This window comes from Paenibacillus sp. GCM10027626 (assembly GCF_042676285.1).
In the GTDB taxonomy this organism is placed as follows: domain Bacteria; phylum Bacillota; class Bacilli; order Paenibacillales; family Paenibacillaceae; genus Paenibacillus_Z.
The window spans coordinates 58,033-75,771 of sequence record NZ_JBHTHC010000028.1 but is presented as its reverse complement, the minus strand read 5'-3'; the positions used below and the strand labels follow the sequence as shown (position 1 = coordinate 75,771).

The window sequence follows — 17,739 nt, the reverse complement described above, 5'->3', positions numbered from 1 at the left end:
CATGCGCAAGCGCAAGGTACGACAATGGGGGCTCGTCCTGCTGGTGATCGTCATGGCGACGACGCTGCTGGCCGCCTGCTCGGGCAAAAAAGGAAACGAGGGCAATGCCGGGAAGGGCGGCGCGAACGCGTCGAACGGCTCGGGAGAGAACGCGGGAGACGAGGCCGCCGGACCGGTCAAATTCAGTTACGTCCGGCCGGTGTGGGGGGCTGCGACATACACGAAAGGCGGTCCGTACGAGAAGGAGCTGTTCAAGCAAGGCAACGTCGAAATCGATGCTCAAATCATTCCGGTGACCGAGTATGATCAGAAGATCATGACGATCATCTCTTCCGGCGACATGCCGGACGTGCTCTGGGCGGCCGGGCCGACGGACAAGAAGTTCAAGGACATGCAGGACCAGGGCGCGTTCCTGAAAATCAACGAATACCTGGACAAATATCCGGCAGTCAAGGAAGCGGTACCGCAATCCGTCTGGGATACGCTGACCGACGAGAAGGGCGACATTTATTTTATCCCGAACGTCTCTAATCCGCTCATTCCGATCTTCATCTACTATCGCCAGGATCTGTTCGAGAAATACGGCATCGCCGAGCCGAAGACGACCGCGGAGCTGGAGGCGGCGCTCGTCAAGCTCAAGGAGAGCGATCCGAAGCTCATTCCGCTCACCGCGCAGGATACGATTTGGGGACTCGGGGCGCTGTCAACTTCGTTCGGCTTCCCGCATTTCGCGTGGGGACCGGCGACCGGGGAGGATACGGACAATCCGCAGACGATCGTGCCGTGGTATTTGACGAAGGAAGGCAAAGCTTTCTATTTCTGGCTGAAGGATCTGAAGACGCGCGGGCTGCTCGACAACGAGTTTCTCATCGCCAAGAACTGGGATCACGCCAAGCAGAAGTTCACGACGGGCAAAGCAGCCGTTCTGGGCATCAACTGGGGCTATGGCCCGGAAATTCTCTCGACGATGAAGAAGACGATGCCGGAAGCGAAGATCGGCGTCCTGTCCCCGCTGGAAGGACCGAACGGCACGATGGGCGGCATTCGTCCTTTCGGCGCGTGGGATAGAGGCATGTATCTGTCCGCCAAAATGGATGACCCGGACGGCTTCTTCCGCTTCCTGAACTGGACGCTGACGGACGGCTCGGATTTCAGAAGATACGGCATCGAGGGCAAGACTTACAAAGTCGAGAACGGCAAGAAGCTGTCGCTCGCCGACGACGACACGGAAGCGGACTACAAAAACGGCCAGATCGAGCCGCTCAAGTTCATTACACCGATGTCCGAGGCGCTGGATTGGGAGGCCATCGAGGCCGGTTACGAAGGCTCTGGCATAGGAGGATTTTTTGCGGAGGCGAAGGCCAAGTTCGAGGAATACAACAAGGTGCAGTATCCCGATTACCGCAACCCGACGATCTTCTCGCCGGTCGAGGTGGAGCAGAGCGCGCAGCTCTACAACGATTATTTGCAGGCGGTCATCGACGGCGCCATCATCAACGACAAGGTCACAGAGCAGGATTGGGACGCGGCCATCAACAAGTATTTGCAGGCCGGCGGCCAGAAGATCGTCGACGAGGTCAACGCGCTGCAGACGAAGAAAAGCAAGCCGCAGTATTAATTGAGAGCTTGACGAAAGCGAGCGTCTATCTCGGCAAGAGAAGAGGAGGGGCCTGCGCCGAAGGCGGCATTCGGCGAAACGGAAGGCCGGCAGCGCCGGCCCTCGCATGACCCGAGAGGACGATCGGAAGGAGCGGGAAGAGCGAACGGCCGGACGCCGGACCATGGCTCGATCTTCGCAAAATGAAGCTACAAGGAGGCATATAACGTGTTGCGAAAACTGACCTTATATCCGCTTATATTGCTGATGACGCTATCCACGCCGGTCTATGCGAAGGCGGAACCGCCCGCAGGGCCCGATCCGGCCAGCAGGACCGGTGCAGGGGTGGGGGCCTCGGGAGCGGGAGCCGCTCCGGTCCGGACCACGTTCCAGACGGGAGCCGATGGTACTTACGAAAACGCGCATGTATTGGCTGATTCCGTTATGGCCTATATCAACAATCCGTCTTCCATCGAGTCGCATATTGCCTCATGGATGAACAAAGGCTATCAAGTCGACGTCATGATGGCCGTCAACCGGGACATGAACGATTACGTGCGGGGCAATTTCGACGGGAAGACGCACTACGACGAGATCCAGGTCGACCGCGACGGCAATCGGTTCACCCATCCGACTGACGTCAACGTCCCGTACATGGTGCCGACCGAAAATTGGAATGCGTACGTCTACGAGCTGTCTCGCCGCAGCATCGAGGCTGGCGCGAAGCGGATCGTCTTCGAAGAGCCCGACGTGTTTTTGAAATCCGGCTATTCCGACGCCTTCAAGCGCGAGTGGAAGGCTTTCTACGGCACCGATTGGGTCGATCCCGAATCGTCCCCGGACGCCGGCTACATGTCGCAGAAGCTGAAAGTGTACTTGAGCTATCGCTCATTCAAGGACATCTCGGAGAAAATCAAAACCAATTATCCCGACGCCGAGGTGCTGATCGCCTCCCACACGGCGCTCAGCTATTTGATGTACGGCATCACGACGTCCAACTATGATTACTACAATATCCCGACGATCGACGGGTATATCGCCCAAGTCTGGAGCGATACGGCGCTGGTGCCCGTGCCGTATGCCGGAACGAGCCAACGGCGGGTATTTGAATCCGCTTACATCGATTATTCCTCGTTCGCCAACCTGAAGGCTGACGACGACGGCAAACAGCTCTACGCGCTCGCGGATCCGAAGGCCGATTCGGGAACGTACAGCTGGCAGGAGTACGAAACCTTCTACAAAACGACCATCGCGGCCCAACTGATGCAGCCCCAGTTCAAGCAGTTCGAGGTCGTGCCCTGGTCGGAGCGGGGATTCGCGCAGGCGCCGGGACCCTACAAGATGGTTCAAACGAACGTCTACCGCGCGCTGCAGGACATGTACGACAAGCCGGCGACGGTTGAAGCGGGCACGCCGGGCATTGGCGTCCTGTATTCGGATACGATCTCGCAGATGGCAACGTCCGGGGATATCGGCGCGTTCTACGGCGCGACGGTTCCTCTCGTGGCCAAGGGCGTGCCGATTCGGGTCATCCCCGCGGAAAATTTGACGAAAGCGAACGCGCTCGCCGATATGAAGGTGCTGTTCGTCAGCTACGACGTCTGGAAAGCGGTCGACGGGAACGGCGGAGACGGAGTCGGCGTCAAAGTCAACGAAGCGCTTCGCGACTGGGTCAGCCAGGGCGGCGTGCTCGTCTATACGGGGGGAGCGGGAGCCAGTGACGGTTTGGCCGAATGGTGGAAGGAAGCGAACCTGCCTTCGCCGAAGCAGGATTTGTGGAACAAGCTCGGCCTTGCCGTAAGCGGCGAAGCGACGACGACGGGAAGTGGGACGGTCACGCTGCACGCGGCAGGCGCCGGCAACGGCGTCTTCGGCGGCCGGGACACGATCGACATCCCGGCCAAATTCGCCGTCACGACGGGCACATTGGCCAGTCCGGCCGTGCCGCTCTATACGGCGGCCGACGGCAAGGCGGTCGTCTACGAGCAGACGGTCGGCAGCGGCAAGACGATTGTTGCCGGCGTGGCGCCCGGCTACTTCGCTTCGAGCGCCTCGGCGGCGCAGCTCCTTCGCGATATCACGAAATACGCCGTGGAGCAAGCGGGCGCCGTTTACGCGGAGTCGAACGTCATGAAGGCGATCCGCGGGCCGTACACAGCGATTCAGACTTTGGAGGAGCCGGCACGGATCGACCTGCAGGGCGGCAGCTATATCGACCTGTTCGACGACCGGCTGCCGGTCATAACCAGCGAGACGGAGATGATGGCGCAATCGAGCGCGCTGCTCTATAATATTGCCGGCCGGGTCCCGGGCGACAAACCCGCGATTTTGTTCGCGAGCGGCAATCTGACCAGCGTGAGCGAAACGGCGGCGGAAACACTTTACACGCTGGCCGGCACTCCGGACTCGCGCGCGGCGGCCCGCATCGGCGCGCCGGAGGGGCTTTATCCGCAGGCGGTGGAAGGGACGGATGACGGTGGAGCGCCGGTGACGGTATTCTGGGAATGGGAAAACCGCTCCAATACGCTGCTCGTCCGCCACGATCATCGGAAGCAGGGCGTTAGGGTTCGCGTGCAGTGGTCGGAGACGCCCGTCGCCGATTCGCCGGCGGTCGATTTTGCCGATCTGAACGTGAAGACGAACAACGAGAATCAGGATGCGGCTTACTTGTGGAGGAACAGCGGCGGTGCCATCGAAGCGTTCCGGTTTGCCGACCTGACGGCGGAAATCGTCTATAAGTTCGATTTGAAACAGTACGCAAACGCGCGCATCTCGCTCGACGTGGCGAACAATTACGCGCTGAGCGTTTCGCCGGACGACGAGACCTGGACACCGGTCCATACGGCCGATTCCAGCGGGGGCGTCGTGACGGATGGAAGCAACCGGGCGATCAAGACGATCGATCTGTCGGCTTACAAGAGCGCGGGCGATTTCGTCTACGTCAAGCTGGAAAATGCCGACAAGACGCGGGGTAACGGCCCCGTCCTGTACGGATTCACTCTCAGCTTCGAGCAGCGGATCGCGCCGTTTGACGTGTGGACCAACGAGACGCTCGAACTGGCGCCGGGACAGACGAAGACACTCAAGCTGGCCGTGACGAACCGGACGCCCGAAGCGAAGACGGCGGACATGAGCGCCGGCAAGAGCTCGTACGACGCATTATCGTTCGCGGCCGGATCCACGGCGGAAGCGGAGTATTTGTTCGAGGACGGAGGCTCCCAATTGACGGGCAGCGGCGCACGGTACGCCGATCTGGCGGCTTATTTCGTCTATCGGCTGCCGGTGCCGGCAGAGATGGAAGAGCCGGTTGCGAAGCTGACGCTGGCGAATCGCTACCAGGTGTCCCTGTCGAGCGACGGGGAAGATTGGACGATCGTCGACAGAGAAACGGCGGCGACGGAAGACGAGAGCAACCTGGGCGAGCGGGGCTACGAACTTGGTGCGTACAAGAACGATGAGGGCTATGTCTATGTGAGAATCGCGAACAGCCAGCCGGCGGGCGGCTGGGGCGGCATGTTGAAGAAGCTGACGCTGCAGGCGAAGGGCGAGGGCGAGCTGGACGTGGCCTTCCCGAACGACGGCATCGAGCTGCAGCCGCATCAGACACGGCTGATCGAAGTGACCGTCACGGCGAAGCCTGACATTCAGTCCCCGCTGCCGCAGCAGTCGATCCGGCTGTCGGCCGGCGAGGACTTCACCGATTACGAGCTGCCGGTCAAAATCATTTTCAGCAAGCCGGAATATCCAGTGGCCTGGACGGCTGCGCCGATCGTCATCGACGGGGTTGCGGGAGAAGGGGAATGGAGCGGCACCGAAAAGATCACGGTGAGCCCGAGCGACCCGGATTTGCAGCGCTTTGGCAAAATCTGGGGCGATCCCGGCAAGGTGAAGGCCACGTACCGGCTGAAGTGGGACGACGCCAATCTGTACGTGCTGGAGCAGCGGGAGGACGATGCGTTCGCCTTTACAGAAACGGGGGCGACGATGTACGCTTCGACAGCATCGATGCTGTTCCTCGACATCGATCACAACAAGAGCGGTTCCACTTATTTGAACGGGGATTATGCGATTTTCTTCACGCCGAGCGGTCCGGACGGCCGGCCGCACGTCTTCATGCGGCAAGGTGCGGACAGCGGCAAGGACGAGTACGCGCTTGCGGGCGCGACGATCAAGTCCGTCGTGGATATGACGGCCCATACGTATACGGTCGAGCTGGCGATTCCGTGGAACGCGCTCCAAATTATGCCGTTCGCGCCGAAGAACGACGCCAAGGTCGGCATGACCGTCGCCGCCACCCGCAATGACGGCAAAGGGGCATGGGGGCAGCTCATGTGGGCCGGCGACGGCGACGACCAGGCGAAATGGGCGGATATGCGGCTGGCGGGCAAACCGGATGATCCGGAAAATCCGGTGAATCCCGGCGGCGGCTGGTATCCGGGCGTTCCATCCGCGGACGGCGGCGACAAGCCGGAGGACGGGAAGAACGGCGGCGGGAGCGACATGCTCTCGGTGAAAATTGAGGATGACGCGGACGAAGTCTCGGTCTCCGCGGAGCAGCTCGACGGCCGGACGCTGGACGTTCAGGCGGGCGACGGCGCTTCGCTGCGCATCGACGCCAAGCTGCTGCGTAAATTGCTCGAGGCGTCGGGCGGCGCGAAAGGGGCGACGATCGTCGTTCATATGGCTCGCGTGGCGGAGGACGCTCTCCCGTCGCTAGTGCGGCCGGGCGAATCGGCCCGCGTTCGTCTCGCTGGGCAGGCATACGAGATTTCGGTTCGCGCGGTGACGGCGGACGGCCGGTCGCATGAAGTCAAGGAGATGGAAGGCGGCATAACCGTCACGCTGCCTTACGATCCGTCGGCGGTCGACGGGAAGTTGCTCGGCCTCTACCGTTACGACGAAACGGGCAAGAGCTGGGCGTACATCGGAGGCCGAACGGACACTGAGGCGCATCGCCTCTCCGTCAAGCCAAAGCAACTGGGCCTCATCGCTGCGTTGGAGTACGACCGGCGGTTCGGCGACGTGCCGAGCGGGCACTGGGCGTACGAGGCGATTCGGACGCTGGCGGCGAAACATATCGCGAACGGCGTCGGCGCGAACGCGTTTCAACCGGCGGGCACGGTCACGAGGGCGGAGTTCGTCGCGCTGCTGGCCCGGGCGCTGGGTCTGGAAGCGAGCGGCAACCGGGAGCTTCCGTTCGCGGATATCGAGAGCGGCGTCTGGTATGCCCCGGCTGCGGCCGCGGCCTACGAGGCCGGGCTGATCAAAGGCGACGGCAAGGGCGCGTTCCGTCCGGGCGAACGCGTCACCCGCGAGCAGATGGCCGCCCTGCTGGTCCGGGCGTACGAGCTCGGTCTCGGCGGCGCGGCGACCGCTCCGGCCGGCGGCGAACCGTCCTATACGGACGGGACGGAGATCGCCGCTTGGGCGCGGGCGGACGTGGCCAAGGCGCATTCGCTAGCGCTCATGCAAGGGCAGGGTGCGAACCATTTTGCGCCGAAGTCGACGGCGACGCGGGCCGAATCGGCCCAGGCCGTCCTGAATCTGCTGGAGCGGCTGGAGGAACGTCCGGCAAGCTAGGGCGGCCGGGATCCGCAACGCGCAGTCTGGCGGCCCTAGTGATGTCCGGCCGAGAGCGGGCTTCCTGAGGTTGTGGTTCAAGGTCCGAAGGTCTCGATCGCCGATCGGTATAGAAGAAGCGAGGGAGAGGGAAGGGGAGGATCGCCTCTTCCCTGCTCACGTCTTTGGAACAGGCACCCATCTTCGCCCCAAGCAAGAATCCCGTTCGCATCGCTTAGCGTGAACCTATTCGAAATGGAGGAAAACATAGTGGCAGGTTGGAGCACACTGAAGAGTATGGTGATCGAGGAGATTCAGCAAAAGCACGAGGAAGGCTTCAATGTTCATGGTTTTAAGGAGAAGGCGGAACACGCGGAGAAAGAATCGGAGCTGCAAGACCTTTATGAGCAGTTGGCTGACCTCCCCATGCGAGATGATTTCTTCTATGTAGAGCCATCGGAATTGGAGGAAATTCGCCGGGAACGCCCGGAAGGTCCTCGACGTTTACAAGACAGCTTAACTTCGGAACAATGGAAGGATAAGTTTTACGGCGCATGGCTGGGCAGGTGTATTGGCTGTGCATTGGGAAAACCGTTGGAGAGCGGAGGATTTGTTAATGGCGGGAACGGTAATCCCGGTTGGAAAAATGTGAAGCTCTGGTTTGAAGGAGCGGACGCATGGCCGATCAACGACTATACGCCGGGGTTCTCCACCGCTGCTGAACAATACGGCCTGTCCCTATCGCCATTCTGTAAAAAAAGCGAGAAGGAACAAATCCGGTTCATGGAGTCGGATGACGATATTCGTTATACCGTTCTAGGCTTGATCATGATGGAGGAAAAAGGGCTGGAATGGGATAGTTGGGATATCGGGAAGATGTGGCACGGACGTCTGACCTATGGGCAGGTAGCCACAGCTGAGACACAAGCTTATCTTAACTTCGCTCACGTTACATCCCACATGGCAGGAGACCGTCCAGACGATTGGCAGCAAAAAAAGCAATGGGTACGTACGCACTTGAACCCTTATCGGGAGTGGATTGGCGCCCAAATCAGAGCCGACGGATGGGCTTACGCCGCCGCGGGCAGTCCTGAATTGGCAGCCGAACTTGGTTGGCGTGACGCATCATTCTCCCACGTTAAAAATGGAATATACGGCGAAATGTTCGTCTCCGCGATGATTGCTGCCGCATTTGCAGAACAGGATGCAAACCGAATCGTTGAAATCGGACTGAGCGAAATTCCGCAAAAAAGCAGGTTAGCTCAAGCAGTTAAAGAAGCGGTTCACATTGCTCGCACATCATCGACTCAAGAGGAATTGGTGGAACGAATTTGGGACGCTTTCAAACATTATTCATGGGTTCATACCATTAATAATGCCGCACTTGTCGCAGCCTCGATTATTTTTGCTGGCGACGATTTTTCGCTTGCGGTCTCAACTGCGGTACTTGGCGGTTGGGATACGGATTGCAATGGGGCAACGGTTGGTTCCATTATGGGCGCCAAACTTGGTGCGGAGCGGATACCATCGCATTGGATTGCTCCATTGAACGATACGTTATATGCTGAAGTGAATGGATTTCACCCCATAGCAATATCGGAATGTGCAGAGAGAAGCTACAAGGTCTTTAGGAAGCTCCGGGGCCAGAACTTTTAGATGACGGCACACCGCTTGGATTAATGACTCCCAGGTTTCTTGATGTACTAATAATTCGGATGCTACACTGATTTGCTTCGGGATCGATAATATCAATTTCTTTCGCGGTTTCGGCGACTGCTTCTATGCCGAGATCTGGTGAGAGGGAGCCGACGGCAGTAGGGTAGTGGGATTAAAACTGTCGGAGGAAGATGGGAAAGCCTTCATGCCGTTCAAGGCATCGCGGAATTGTATCATATCGCCCATGATGAGGACTTGAGCAAATCTTATCAGCAAGACTTGTCCGGGTTTGTCAAAAAAACGTAGACGAGGAGTCTAAAGATGATACAGCACTTAAAGGACATTCAATGGTATGATGCCGACTTAACGGAGAGGCTGCAATTGGCAACAGCCTACATATGCCGGATGTTAGACAAAGATAAGGATGAAGAACCTTTCTTCGGCATCATCAGGACCAAAGAAGGAACGGCCTTTGCCAACCATTCCGTTCATATCGGTATTCCGCATGTGACGGGAAGAGCGTTGGACGCGCTTTTTTATACGGAAGAAATTACGGGAGAGCGGATTCCCGAGCACGGGGAGCATGTCTACACGAGGTATTTGATAGATTGCTGCAGCAATGAGGATTGCCTGCCTTCTTACTATGATCCCGATCAGGAGAACAAAAGATTTGTGGAATTCCATAACCTTCGGGAAGGTTTGGAGGGTCTCACCTGGTTGATCAAATTGAGGAATCATGAAGCTGCCGCTGAAATTGCCGACGGATTCGTGGATATCGTATACCGGCTCACCGATTTTTCAACCGGCGCCCTTTCCTATGATTTGACGAAAAAGATGGGTCGGGAAAAAGAGTTCGCCACGATCCAGCATCCTTATCCATTAGTCCAGGGAAGACTGGTGGGCGCGATGTTGAAGTATTATCGGGAGACTGGCAATCTGAAAGCTCTGAAGCTATGCGCGGCGCACAGCAGAAGCACCATGCAGCATTGCTTTTCTCCGGAAGGCCTTATCCAAGATCAAGCCGCCAACCATATCCATTCCATAACCTCGAGCCTAAGCGGCATATTGGAATATGCCATTCTCGCGAAGGATCCCATCCTGACGGAACAGATTAGAAAAGTGTATGAAATCGGTCTTCGGGAATTTTACAGCTCGTATGGATGGTGTAAGGAACAAGCTTGGCTGGAAACCGATCAAGGCGAAGTCAATCAAGTGGGCGACTTGATCCAGATCCAGCTGTTGTTGGCTGCCCACTTGGATCGGAACTATTATTCGCACGCCGAGATTTTCATGCGTTCTTCCTTATTGCCCAGTCAGGTGCTGAAAAATGACTTTGTAGAGGAAGTCCCCAGTCCGGCAGGAGACCACGAATGCGATATGAAGGAAAGGATGATCGGAGGATTCGGATTCCCGACGCCCAGCAGCCATTTGCAGAAAGAAGACTCTGCCATCAATACGATAGACATCACCCAGGGGGCCGTTCAGGCGATCTGCGAATTCACAAAGCATATCATTACCGAATCGGAATGGGGGATTATGGTTAATTTATTGTTCTCCTGGGAGAACAACCTGGCCGAAGTGAGAAGCGATCTGCCCAAAGAAGGCCGAATCGTCATCACGCCCAAGGCGGCGAAGAATATTCTGGTTCGCATACCAGAGAGAACAAAGCCATCCTCTTTGCAGATTTGTGTCGATAACGAACCTGTAGCGTTTCTGATGATGGACCGTTATGCCGTCATTCGCAATTTGCAAGTGGGGTTGTCTTATGAGGTCAAGTTCATTCCTGAGACGTGCGAGGAAGACGAGTTTATCTATCATAAACCGTATCAAGTGCGGTGGCATGGCGAGCAAGTCATTGGCATCAGCCCGGTTGAAGGAATTTATTCTTTGTATGAAGGGATCGATGGTCATGCAAAACTATGAGAAAAAAAACGAACAAATTCGAAATGGCTTTGAGACATTGAAACAAAATCATCCGGACAAGTTGAAAAGGCGTCTGAATCTTTCCTGGAGCAATTGGGGGTTTGGGATCGAGCCTCTGCAAGATTCGGCGAAGCGATTGCATCAGGCAGGGATCCGGTATATCGAACTGCATGGAAATCATTACGGACGAGACCTTGGGTGTAAGCCACACGAAACCTTAGAAGTGCTGAATGCATTTGACATCCAAGTTGCCGGTGTGTGCGGGATGTTTTCCAAGGATAATGACTTATCGAGCAACCGCGCTATTCACCGGCAAGCCGCCATCGATTACTTGAAACGGGAAATCGAGTTTACAGCTGAAATAGGAGGGACGTATGTCCTGGTTGTTCCCGGAGCGGTAGGCAGGCCGATTCCTTACGACGGTATGGAGTTCGACCGCAGCGTCGAAACTTTAAGCATTGTGGCCGATCGGTTCGTCGATGTGAATGTGAAAGCGGCAATCGAACCCATCCGCTCGGCCGAGGTCAGCTTCATCCACACGATTGCCGACGCCCAAGCCTATATTCAGGCAGTAGCTCATGCAGGGGTTCAGCACATTAACGCGGATGTCTACCACATGCAATCCGAAGAATCGCATATTGGAGAAGCTTTGATGGCGGCGGGGGAACAACTGCTCAATCTGCATATAGCGGACAGCAGCCGCGGAGCGCTCGGCAGCGGTTCCATGGATTTGGATACCGTTATCATGACGCTCTATTTGCTCGGCTACAACCGCGAAGGCAGGTATGTTACGGCTGAACCGCTGGGACCCGGAGGAGATCCCTATCCTGCCATGTACGGCAAATCCGACACGGAAACGCTTGATCGGCTTGTGTTCCAGACCGCCTCTTACTTCCGGGAAAGAGAAGATATTCTTTTGAATTCGTAAATTCAAAGTGAAGGAGAAATGAACGTGTCAACGACGGACATAAGAAATCGAATAGAAGCGGGAATGGGCAGTTTAATCGGATTTTCTATCGACAAGGATAGGATGAACGAGCCTTATTTCGTCATGACCAAACATCCCGATGGTCGAATCCGGTTGGATCATTCTGGACCGATCGGCATTCCGCATTGCACTGGGAGGGCGTTGGATGCGCTTTTGACGGCTGAGTCTATTACGGGCATTCCGATTCCCGCAGAAGTCGAAGAGGCGCTGACCTTTTATCATTTCGCGTCATTTTCCAATCGGGACGGCCTTAATTCGTATGTCGATTATGAGAAAGAAGGCCAACGTTTTATCCAGATGCATAATATTCGGGAAGGCTTGTTGGGTCTGGTGGCATTAATCAAGTACAGAAGCATTGCAAGGGCAAGGGAAGTAGCGGATCGTATGTTGGTCAAGCTTACTTGTTTAACCACGAAAGATGGAGCTTTCTCTGCTAAATTAGCGGAACAAGAAGGGATAATCGACAGACTGCAAGGGTTGGAAGGACCGCCCCCCATGACGAGCGGCCGTTTTGTCCGGGCGCTTGTCCGGTACCATTGTGAAACCGGGAGCATGCTTGCGCTTGAACTGGCTTCTCGTTACGCGAATTATAATTTGAAGACCGCGTTTACGCCGGAAGGGGATCTGACTGAGGCGGCAGGGGATCATGGACATTCGATTACGTCTACGGTCGAATCCATTCTGGAATACGCCATCTTCATAGCCGACCAAAACATGATCGACCACTGCAAAAGAATTTATGACCGCGGGCTTCGAACGTTCAGAAGCGACACGGGGTGGTGTTCGGAACTTGTAAGCGGTCAATCCGACAGGGGCGAAGCGAACAATACCGGCGACCTGATCCAAATTGCTTTGCTATTGGGCCAACACAGTGACGCCCGTTATTTCGAGGACGCGGAGAGGTTTATGCGAAGCCATTTGCTCCCGGCCCAACTGATGGATGCGGAATCGCTGCCGGAAAATACCGATGGCGCGGAAGATGGTTTGAAAAACATTCGCGCGAGGGCGAGAGGCAGTTTTGGATTTCCGCTTGTGAATGACAGGTTTTTGCCGGGTGAACGAATCGATATTGCGACGATGGATATTACTTCCGGGGCGGTACAGGCATTGTGCGCATATTATCAATCCATCGTTGAAAGGAAAGAAAGACAGGTGATCATCCATCTGTTTTTCGATATTCGGACCCCTGAAATTACGCTTACGAGCTTTCTTCCCGATTCCGGTAAAATAGAAATTACTATCCATAGGGAGTGCGCTTTAAGTGTGCGAGTTCCCCTCTGGGTAGACGAACATCGTTTATCCGTGCAGATTGATGGGGATAGAAAGCGTCTGCAGATTGAAAACGGATATATCCTGATGGATCATATGCAACAGAATTCTAGTGTAATTATAGAGTTTGATTTGACGGAGAATGTAACGGAAGAGACTCTTCTCGATACAAACTTCACAATCAAATGGAGAGGAAATCAGGTACTCGACGTGAAGCCGGCGGGCATAGAACAGCCTTTGTTTCCCTAATTTAGCGACCTGAGGTGGCAGGTGGCTAGCAGGCAGGCTTTGATATCCATGCAGAAGGAACGCAGCGTCAAGGAAGAAAATAAAGAACGAAGTTCACTCTTGATTCAGGGAGATGATTGTATGCTAGCCAAGATCAGACTGAGGAACGTTTGGCTTATTGCTATTGGAATCGCTTTCATCATGCAGTCGTTTATCGCTTTCGTACCTAGCACCTCGCCGTTGTCGTCAACGGCGCATGCAGCCATCGGCACTGGCACGCCTGGCACGATGGCCGATTATTGGAACGGCAACGCCGATTGGGTGTTTCTGCGCAAGGATACGCAGGCAAGCACCGGGTTCAAAAGCTATTTCGACGGCGCCCAGGTCAAGATGATGAGCGACGGCACCTGGTACTTGTTCAATCGCAAGTATGTGCCCGACTCGACTTGCTCGGGAGGAACCGCGCTGGAAATGCAGGTGCGCAAGTCCACCAATAAAGGCTCCACATGGTCGGCACCTGTTGTTGTCCTTCCCCATGTTGCCGGTACTCCGTACTCTTGCGACGCTACCGACGGCGATGTGATTTACAATGCGGCCGAGAACCAGTGGCATTTCCTGTTTCAATGTTCGGACGGCACGAGCTGGAAGGGGTGTATGCTCTCCCGTTCAGGCGCCGATCCGATGGGCTTGTTCACGATCGCGCCGACCGGCGGAAATCCCGTTATAACCGGAGGGCAGCTATGGAATCAGATTTGCAATACGTCAACGAAAAATTGTTCGATGATTGCAGGCGGACCCGGTAAAGTTCAAGACGAGGGCACGTTTAATATTTTCAAGTATGACGGTACTTATTATTGGGTAGGCTTCCACGGCTACGATGGCGTTCACGGCTATCGCGGCATCGCCAAGACGGCCGATTTCCATACCTGGATCGCCGGCGATTCGTCGCAAGGCGTTCCGGCGGACGCGGTTACCACCCTTTACGATTCGGCAGGCTGGCGTGAAAGCTGGGCGACCGGGAGCTCAATCGGAGGCGGCGCTGGCAGCATGATACAGGAAGGCAGCTACTATTACCATCTGGTGGAAGCGGCCGATATCAATCTGGTTTGCACGTCCAATCAAAACTGGGATTACGGGCTGTTTCGCAGCAATTCCTTGACGAACACGACCTGGGATCAGTTCCCGCGCGGCAATCCGGTCATTTATTCCAGCCGGGCTTCGGAAGATGTGAACGGCATTCTTCCTTGCAATGTGCAATATGCGGGGCTTTATAAAGATCCGACCGACGGCTTCATCTATCTGGCATACGGCCGCCGTTCGAACGATGCGAACTATGACGGGCTTTACTGGTATCGTCTGGAGAAGTCCATCAATTTGCTGAAAAACAGCGATTTTGGGATGTCGACTTCGGATTATTGGAACCGATTGGGCCCGAGAACAAACTGGGCAGTCTACCGGTTGCCGAACAACTCGCCGGATGGCACACCTTATATGGCAAGCAACTGCGGCGGCACCTGTGTTGGCACGAACAGCATCTATCAAGATGTGTCAATCACTGGCGGTACGAGCGGCATTTTGCACTTCGGCGGGAAGTTTATGTCCGAAGGGGCCAACGGCTCCTTATCTTTGATCATTCGCCAGTTTGACAGCAGCGGGACGATCATCCAAACGGACTCACTCCCGATCAGCACGACGACCAGTTGGGCATCTTTTGGGCAAACCGTTTCGCTGTTATCGGCAACCCGAACGATTCGGTACGAGTATTACATGTGGACCAACAATGTAACGTTTCGGGCAGATGATACGTATTTGCAAATTTCGACTACGGATACGATTGCGCCGGGCACAGTAACGGATTCGAAAGTGTCTTCGGTTACGGACAATTAGGCGGTGTTGGCCTGGACAGCGCCCGGGAATGACGGAGGCGCAGGTCCGCACTGTTTAGTGACAGCTTCAGCGGCAGCAGCCTGCGGCCGGCGTGGATGACGTTCGGAGGGAGCTGGAGTGTGGCAGACAATGCGTTGAGCCAAACGTCCGTCAACAATGGCGACTGTACAATTTCTGGACGATAACGTCTCTTGGCTACACCATAAAATAAACCTGAAAACACCGGGAATTCCCGGTGTTTTTGTATTTTTTCAGGCTGTTGGATGAGACTAGGATAACTTATTCCTCAAAAATCGTGTCTTGACAATGGGGGCATTACAACTTGCCGGGCATCTTGCCGTAAACGGCAAAACGAAAGGGGGCGACTCAAGGTCATGCAAATGTCCGGGTCGGCCCCGTTTTTTATAGCAAGCATGATCCCCAGCAGTGGAGGAGTTTTCATTTGCATATAGAGGTTTGGACACTGGTTATTGTATGATGGATAATAGAAGGACTGCCGCTGCCTCAATAGGCAGTTATTAAGGTCGAACAAGGAGAGAGCACAATGTCTTGGAGCAAATTGAAACAAAATCTGGAGGGTTTTCTCTGCCCTGCGTTATATGGCAGGTTCGAATACCGGGCAACCAGCTATCGTTATTTACCTGATAAAGCAGGACTTTGTTATATTATGGTAGACAAAAAGAACGTACTTAATATGAGTGATACGACGAACAAAATCAAATGGTATCAGACGGAGCTGGAGATTAAGAATGATTCTAATATCCAAATCCCGATTAGCAATGAAGAAATGGAAGCAGTCCGAAAAGAGACCCAGGGGAACGTTCCGGAGGATCGTCTGAAAGTAATTGTGAGAAACAGGAAAATAACAGAACATGCCAAGGAGCTTTTGTCGGCACAGGCAGCATTAAGTAAATCAAATTTTGTCGTTGCAGCGAATAAGTTTTTATCCACTTCTATCGAGGAAAGCATAGAGAGTCAAGATATTTTATTGAATGTTCTGGCTTTGGTGGACAGACGGGTTGGAAAAAAGCGAATTTTAAACATGAGCGAGAAGATGAAGTTGAAGCATCCCGTTGTGCAGTATTTTTATGAGCTGCGGCTTAGTACGTTATGAATATATTAAAGGGACATCTTTCTGATTTTATAGAATTTATATGTATTACCTGATAAATTCTATAAAATTTCAGGGGAAGAAACTTGCCTCGCGCCAAGGACGCCGGCAGCCGTTTCTTCTCAATGGTATAGAATTTATAAAATTTTGGCTGGTGTGGCCTTAACGTAAAGTGTTTCTTAGCCAAGTGGACACACGATCCGCTATTTTGTCGAATATCGACAATTCAGAGGTTTCGCAGACACAGGATCCGTAATTTGCTGGTTCTGCCGGGTTTTCGCGGCGTTTTGAGACCGATCTACGGTCCGCGAGGAAGCCATTTTGGCAGGTTTGTTCACAGATAACGGATCCACGGTCCGCTCGGGTCCGCTTCGTTCGTGATGAACGAATGCTAACGGATGCCACAGCCGCTATTTGCGAATTTTCGACCGATTTGAAATTGTAACGGAACTGTGAGCCGCTATTTGATGAAGATGAGCCCGATTTCGCAAGAAAACGTCTAATTAAGATCGCTCAGTTCCGTTAGATTTCAAAAAGGAAGGGAATTGACGAAATAAGGTCCGTGGCTTCCATTTAGATGAAACCGCTTTGCAGACGACCCTCCTTCAGAGCTTTTACCCCCTGAACTCCGGTGTTAGAAGAAAAAACTTGGCGATAGCGCCAAGGACGGCGTCAGCCGTTTCTTCTCAAGGTAAGACATGCGCATGAAATAATGGTGCAGGGATATCGAGCGGCAGGAAGAGCATTCGTCGAGCCAGATCTGCGAGCAATAATATCATGGCGCCAAGCATTGCTGATACGGGGATGACCAGCTTATACGAATTGACCGACAAGCTTTCTCGCCATATACGGCGCCAATAATCCGATAAACGAGATCATGCCTGCAATGCCGACAGCAGCTCTTGCGAGCGCAACGCAGTAAAACAACAAGACTATCCGGCTGAGCTGAAGCCTGCTCCCGAGTCCGACAGCCGTCGCTTCTCCCAGTGATTGTACGTTCAGCTCTTTGGCGTAAAGGATGGATAATGGGATAAACACGGCGACCCACGGCCAAAGAACCTCCGTATATTTCCAATTCGTGAATGGTACCCAGTGAATGCTGTATCCGGTGAACAGCGTCATAAATGCGACGACAGCTACCGAAGCTCCTCCCGTCACGGCGAGCAGATCGGGGGAGGCCAGCGGGTTGCGAATGACGCCTTGAAGCATCGCACCGGCAACCGCCAGAGCAGCCCCAATCAATATGGTAGCGAGGATGCGCGGCAAACGGAACTGTATAATGATGAGGTCGCTTGCTTCATCGTTCTTGCCGGCGAGTAACAGAAGTGTTTCCTTAAAAGGGATGATGGTCCCTCCAATAAACAAGCAAACGCGCTCACTGTGTTCCTTCAAAAAGGGTTGAATCATCTTGGCATGATGGATGCGTGCATTATCCAAAGCCAGGCCGCGGCGGCGCAAGTGCTAAGCCCTTCGATCAATAAGGTCGGATGGTTGAAGAGTGCGAAGGGTGGCGCGCCATGC

The 17,739-nt window shown here is 54.7% G+C and carries 9 protein-coding genes; 8 read left to right on the top strand and 1 reads right to left on the bottom strand.

All coding sequences use genetic code 11. The features are described from left to right. Position 1 precedes the first annotated feature (1 nt). The 8 genes from ACFQ0N_RS33580 (at position 2) to ACFQ0N_RS33545 (ending at position 16,221) form a co-directional block, all read left to right on the top strand. On the top strand, positions 2-1,618 hold the full coding sequence (locus ACFQ0N_RS33580; RefSeq protein WP_379334482.1) for a type 2 periplasmic-binding domain-containing protein: 1,617 nt from the start codon (positions 2-4) through the stop codon (positions 1,616-1,618). A gap of 207 nt (positions 1,619-1,825) precedes the next feature. Then, positions 1,826-7,177 carry an S-layer homology domain-containing protein gene (locus tag ACFQ0N_RS33575; RefSeq protein ID WP_379334481.1) on the top strand — a complete coding sequence of 1,784 codons (5,352 nt, stop codon included), beginning with the start codon at positions 1,826-1,828 and terminating at the stop codon, positions 7,175-7,177. Positions 7,178-7,426: 249 nt separating this feature from the next. Continuing rightward, on the top strand, positions 7,427-8,812 hold the full coding sequence (locus ACFQ0N_RS33570; RefSeq protein ID WP_379334480.1) for an ADP-ribosylglycohydrolase family protein: 1,386 nt from the start codon (positions 7,427-7,429) through the stop codon (positions 8,810-8,812). A 321-nt stretch (positions 8,813-9,133) separates the two neighbouring features. Beyond that, the gene (locus tag ACFQ0N_RS33565) at positions 9,134-10,735 is read left to right on the top strand and encodes a hypothetical protein (RefSeq protein ID WP_379334479.1); all 1,602 of its coding nucleotides are present in this window, start codon (positions 9,134-9,136) and stop codon (positions 10,733-10,735) included. After that, positions 10,704-11,663, top strand: a complete 960-nt coding sequence (locus tag ACFQ0N_RS33560; RefSeq protein WP_379334478.1) for a sugar phosphate isomerase/epimerase family protein — start codon at positions 10,704-10,706, stop codon at positions 11,661-11,663. Before ACFQ0N_RS33565 ends, ACFQ0N_RS33560 begins: the two co-directional genes overlap by 32 nt. A 24-nt stretch (positions 11,664-11,687) precedes the next feature. Further along, positions 11,688-13,241, top strand: a complete 1,554-nt coding sequence (locus ACFQ0N_RS33555) for a hypothetical protein (RefSeq protein WP_379334477.1) — start codon at positions 11,688-11,690, stop codon at positions 13,239-13,241. Positions 13,242-13,361: 120 nt separating this feature from the next. After that, positions 13,362-15,107, top strand: coding sequence for a hypothetical protein (locus ACFQ0N_RS33550; RefSeq protein ID WP_379334476.1), 1,746 nt, complete (start codon positions 13,362-13,364; stop codon positions 15,105-15,107). A gap of 544 nt (positions 15,108-15,651) precedes the next feature. Beyond that, positions 15,652-16,221 (top strand): SF0329 family protein, encoded by a 570-nt coding sequence (locus ACFQ0N_RS33545; protein WP_379334475.1) that lies wholly within the window; start codon positions 15,652-15,654, stop codon positions 16,219-16,221. Positions 16,222-17,031: 810 nt separating this feature from the next. Here ACFQ0N_RS33545 and ACFQ0N_RS33540 read toward each other — a convergent pair. Further along, positions 17,032-17,676, bottom strand: coding sequence for a FecCD family ABC transporter permease (locus ACFQ0N_RS33540; RefSeq protein ID WP_379334474.1), 645 nt, complete (start codon positions 17,674-17,676; stop codon positions 17,032-17,034). Positions 17,677-17,739: the final 63 nt, after the last annotated feature.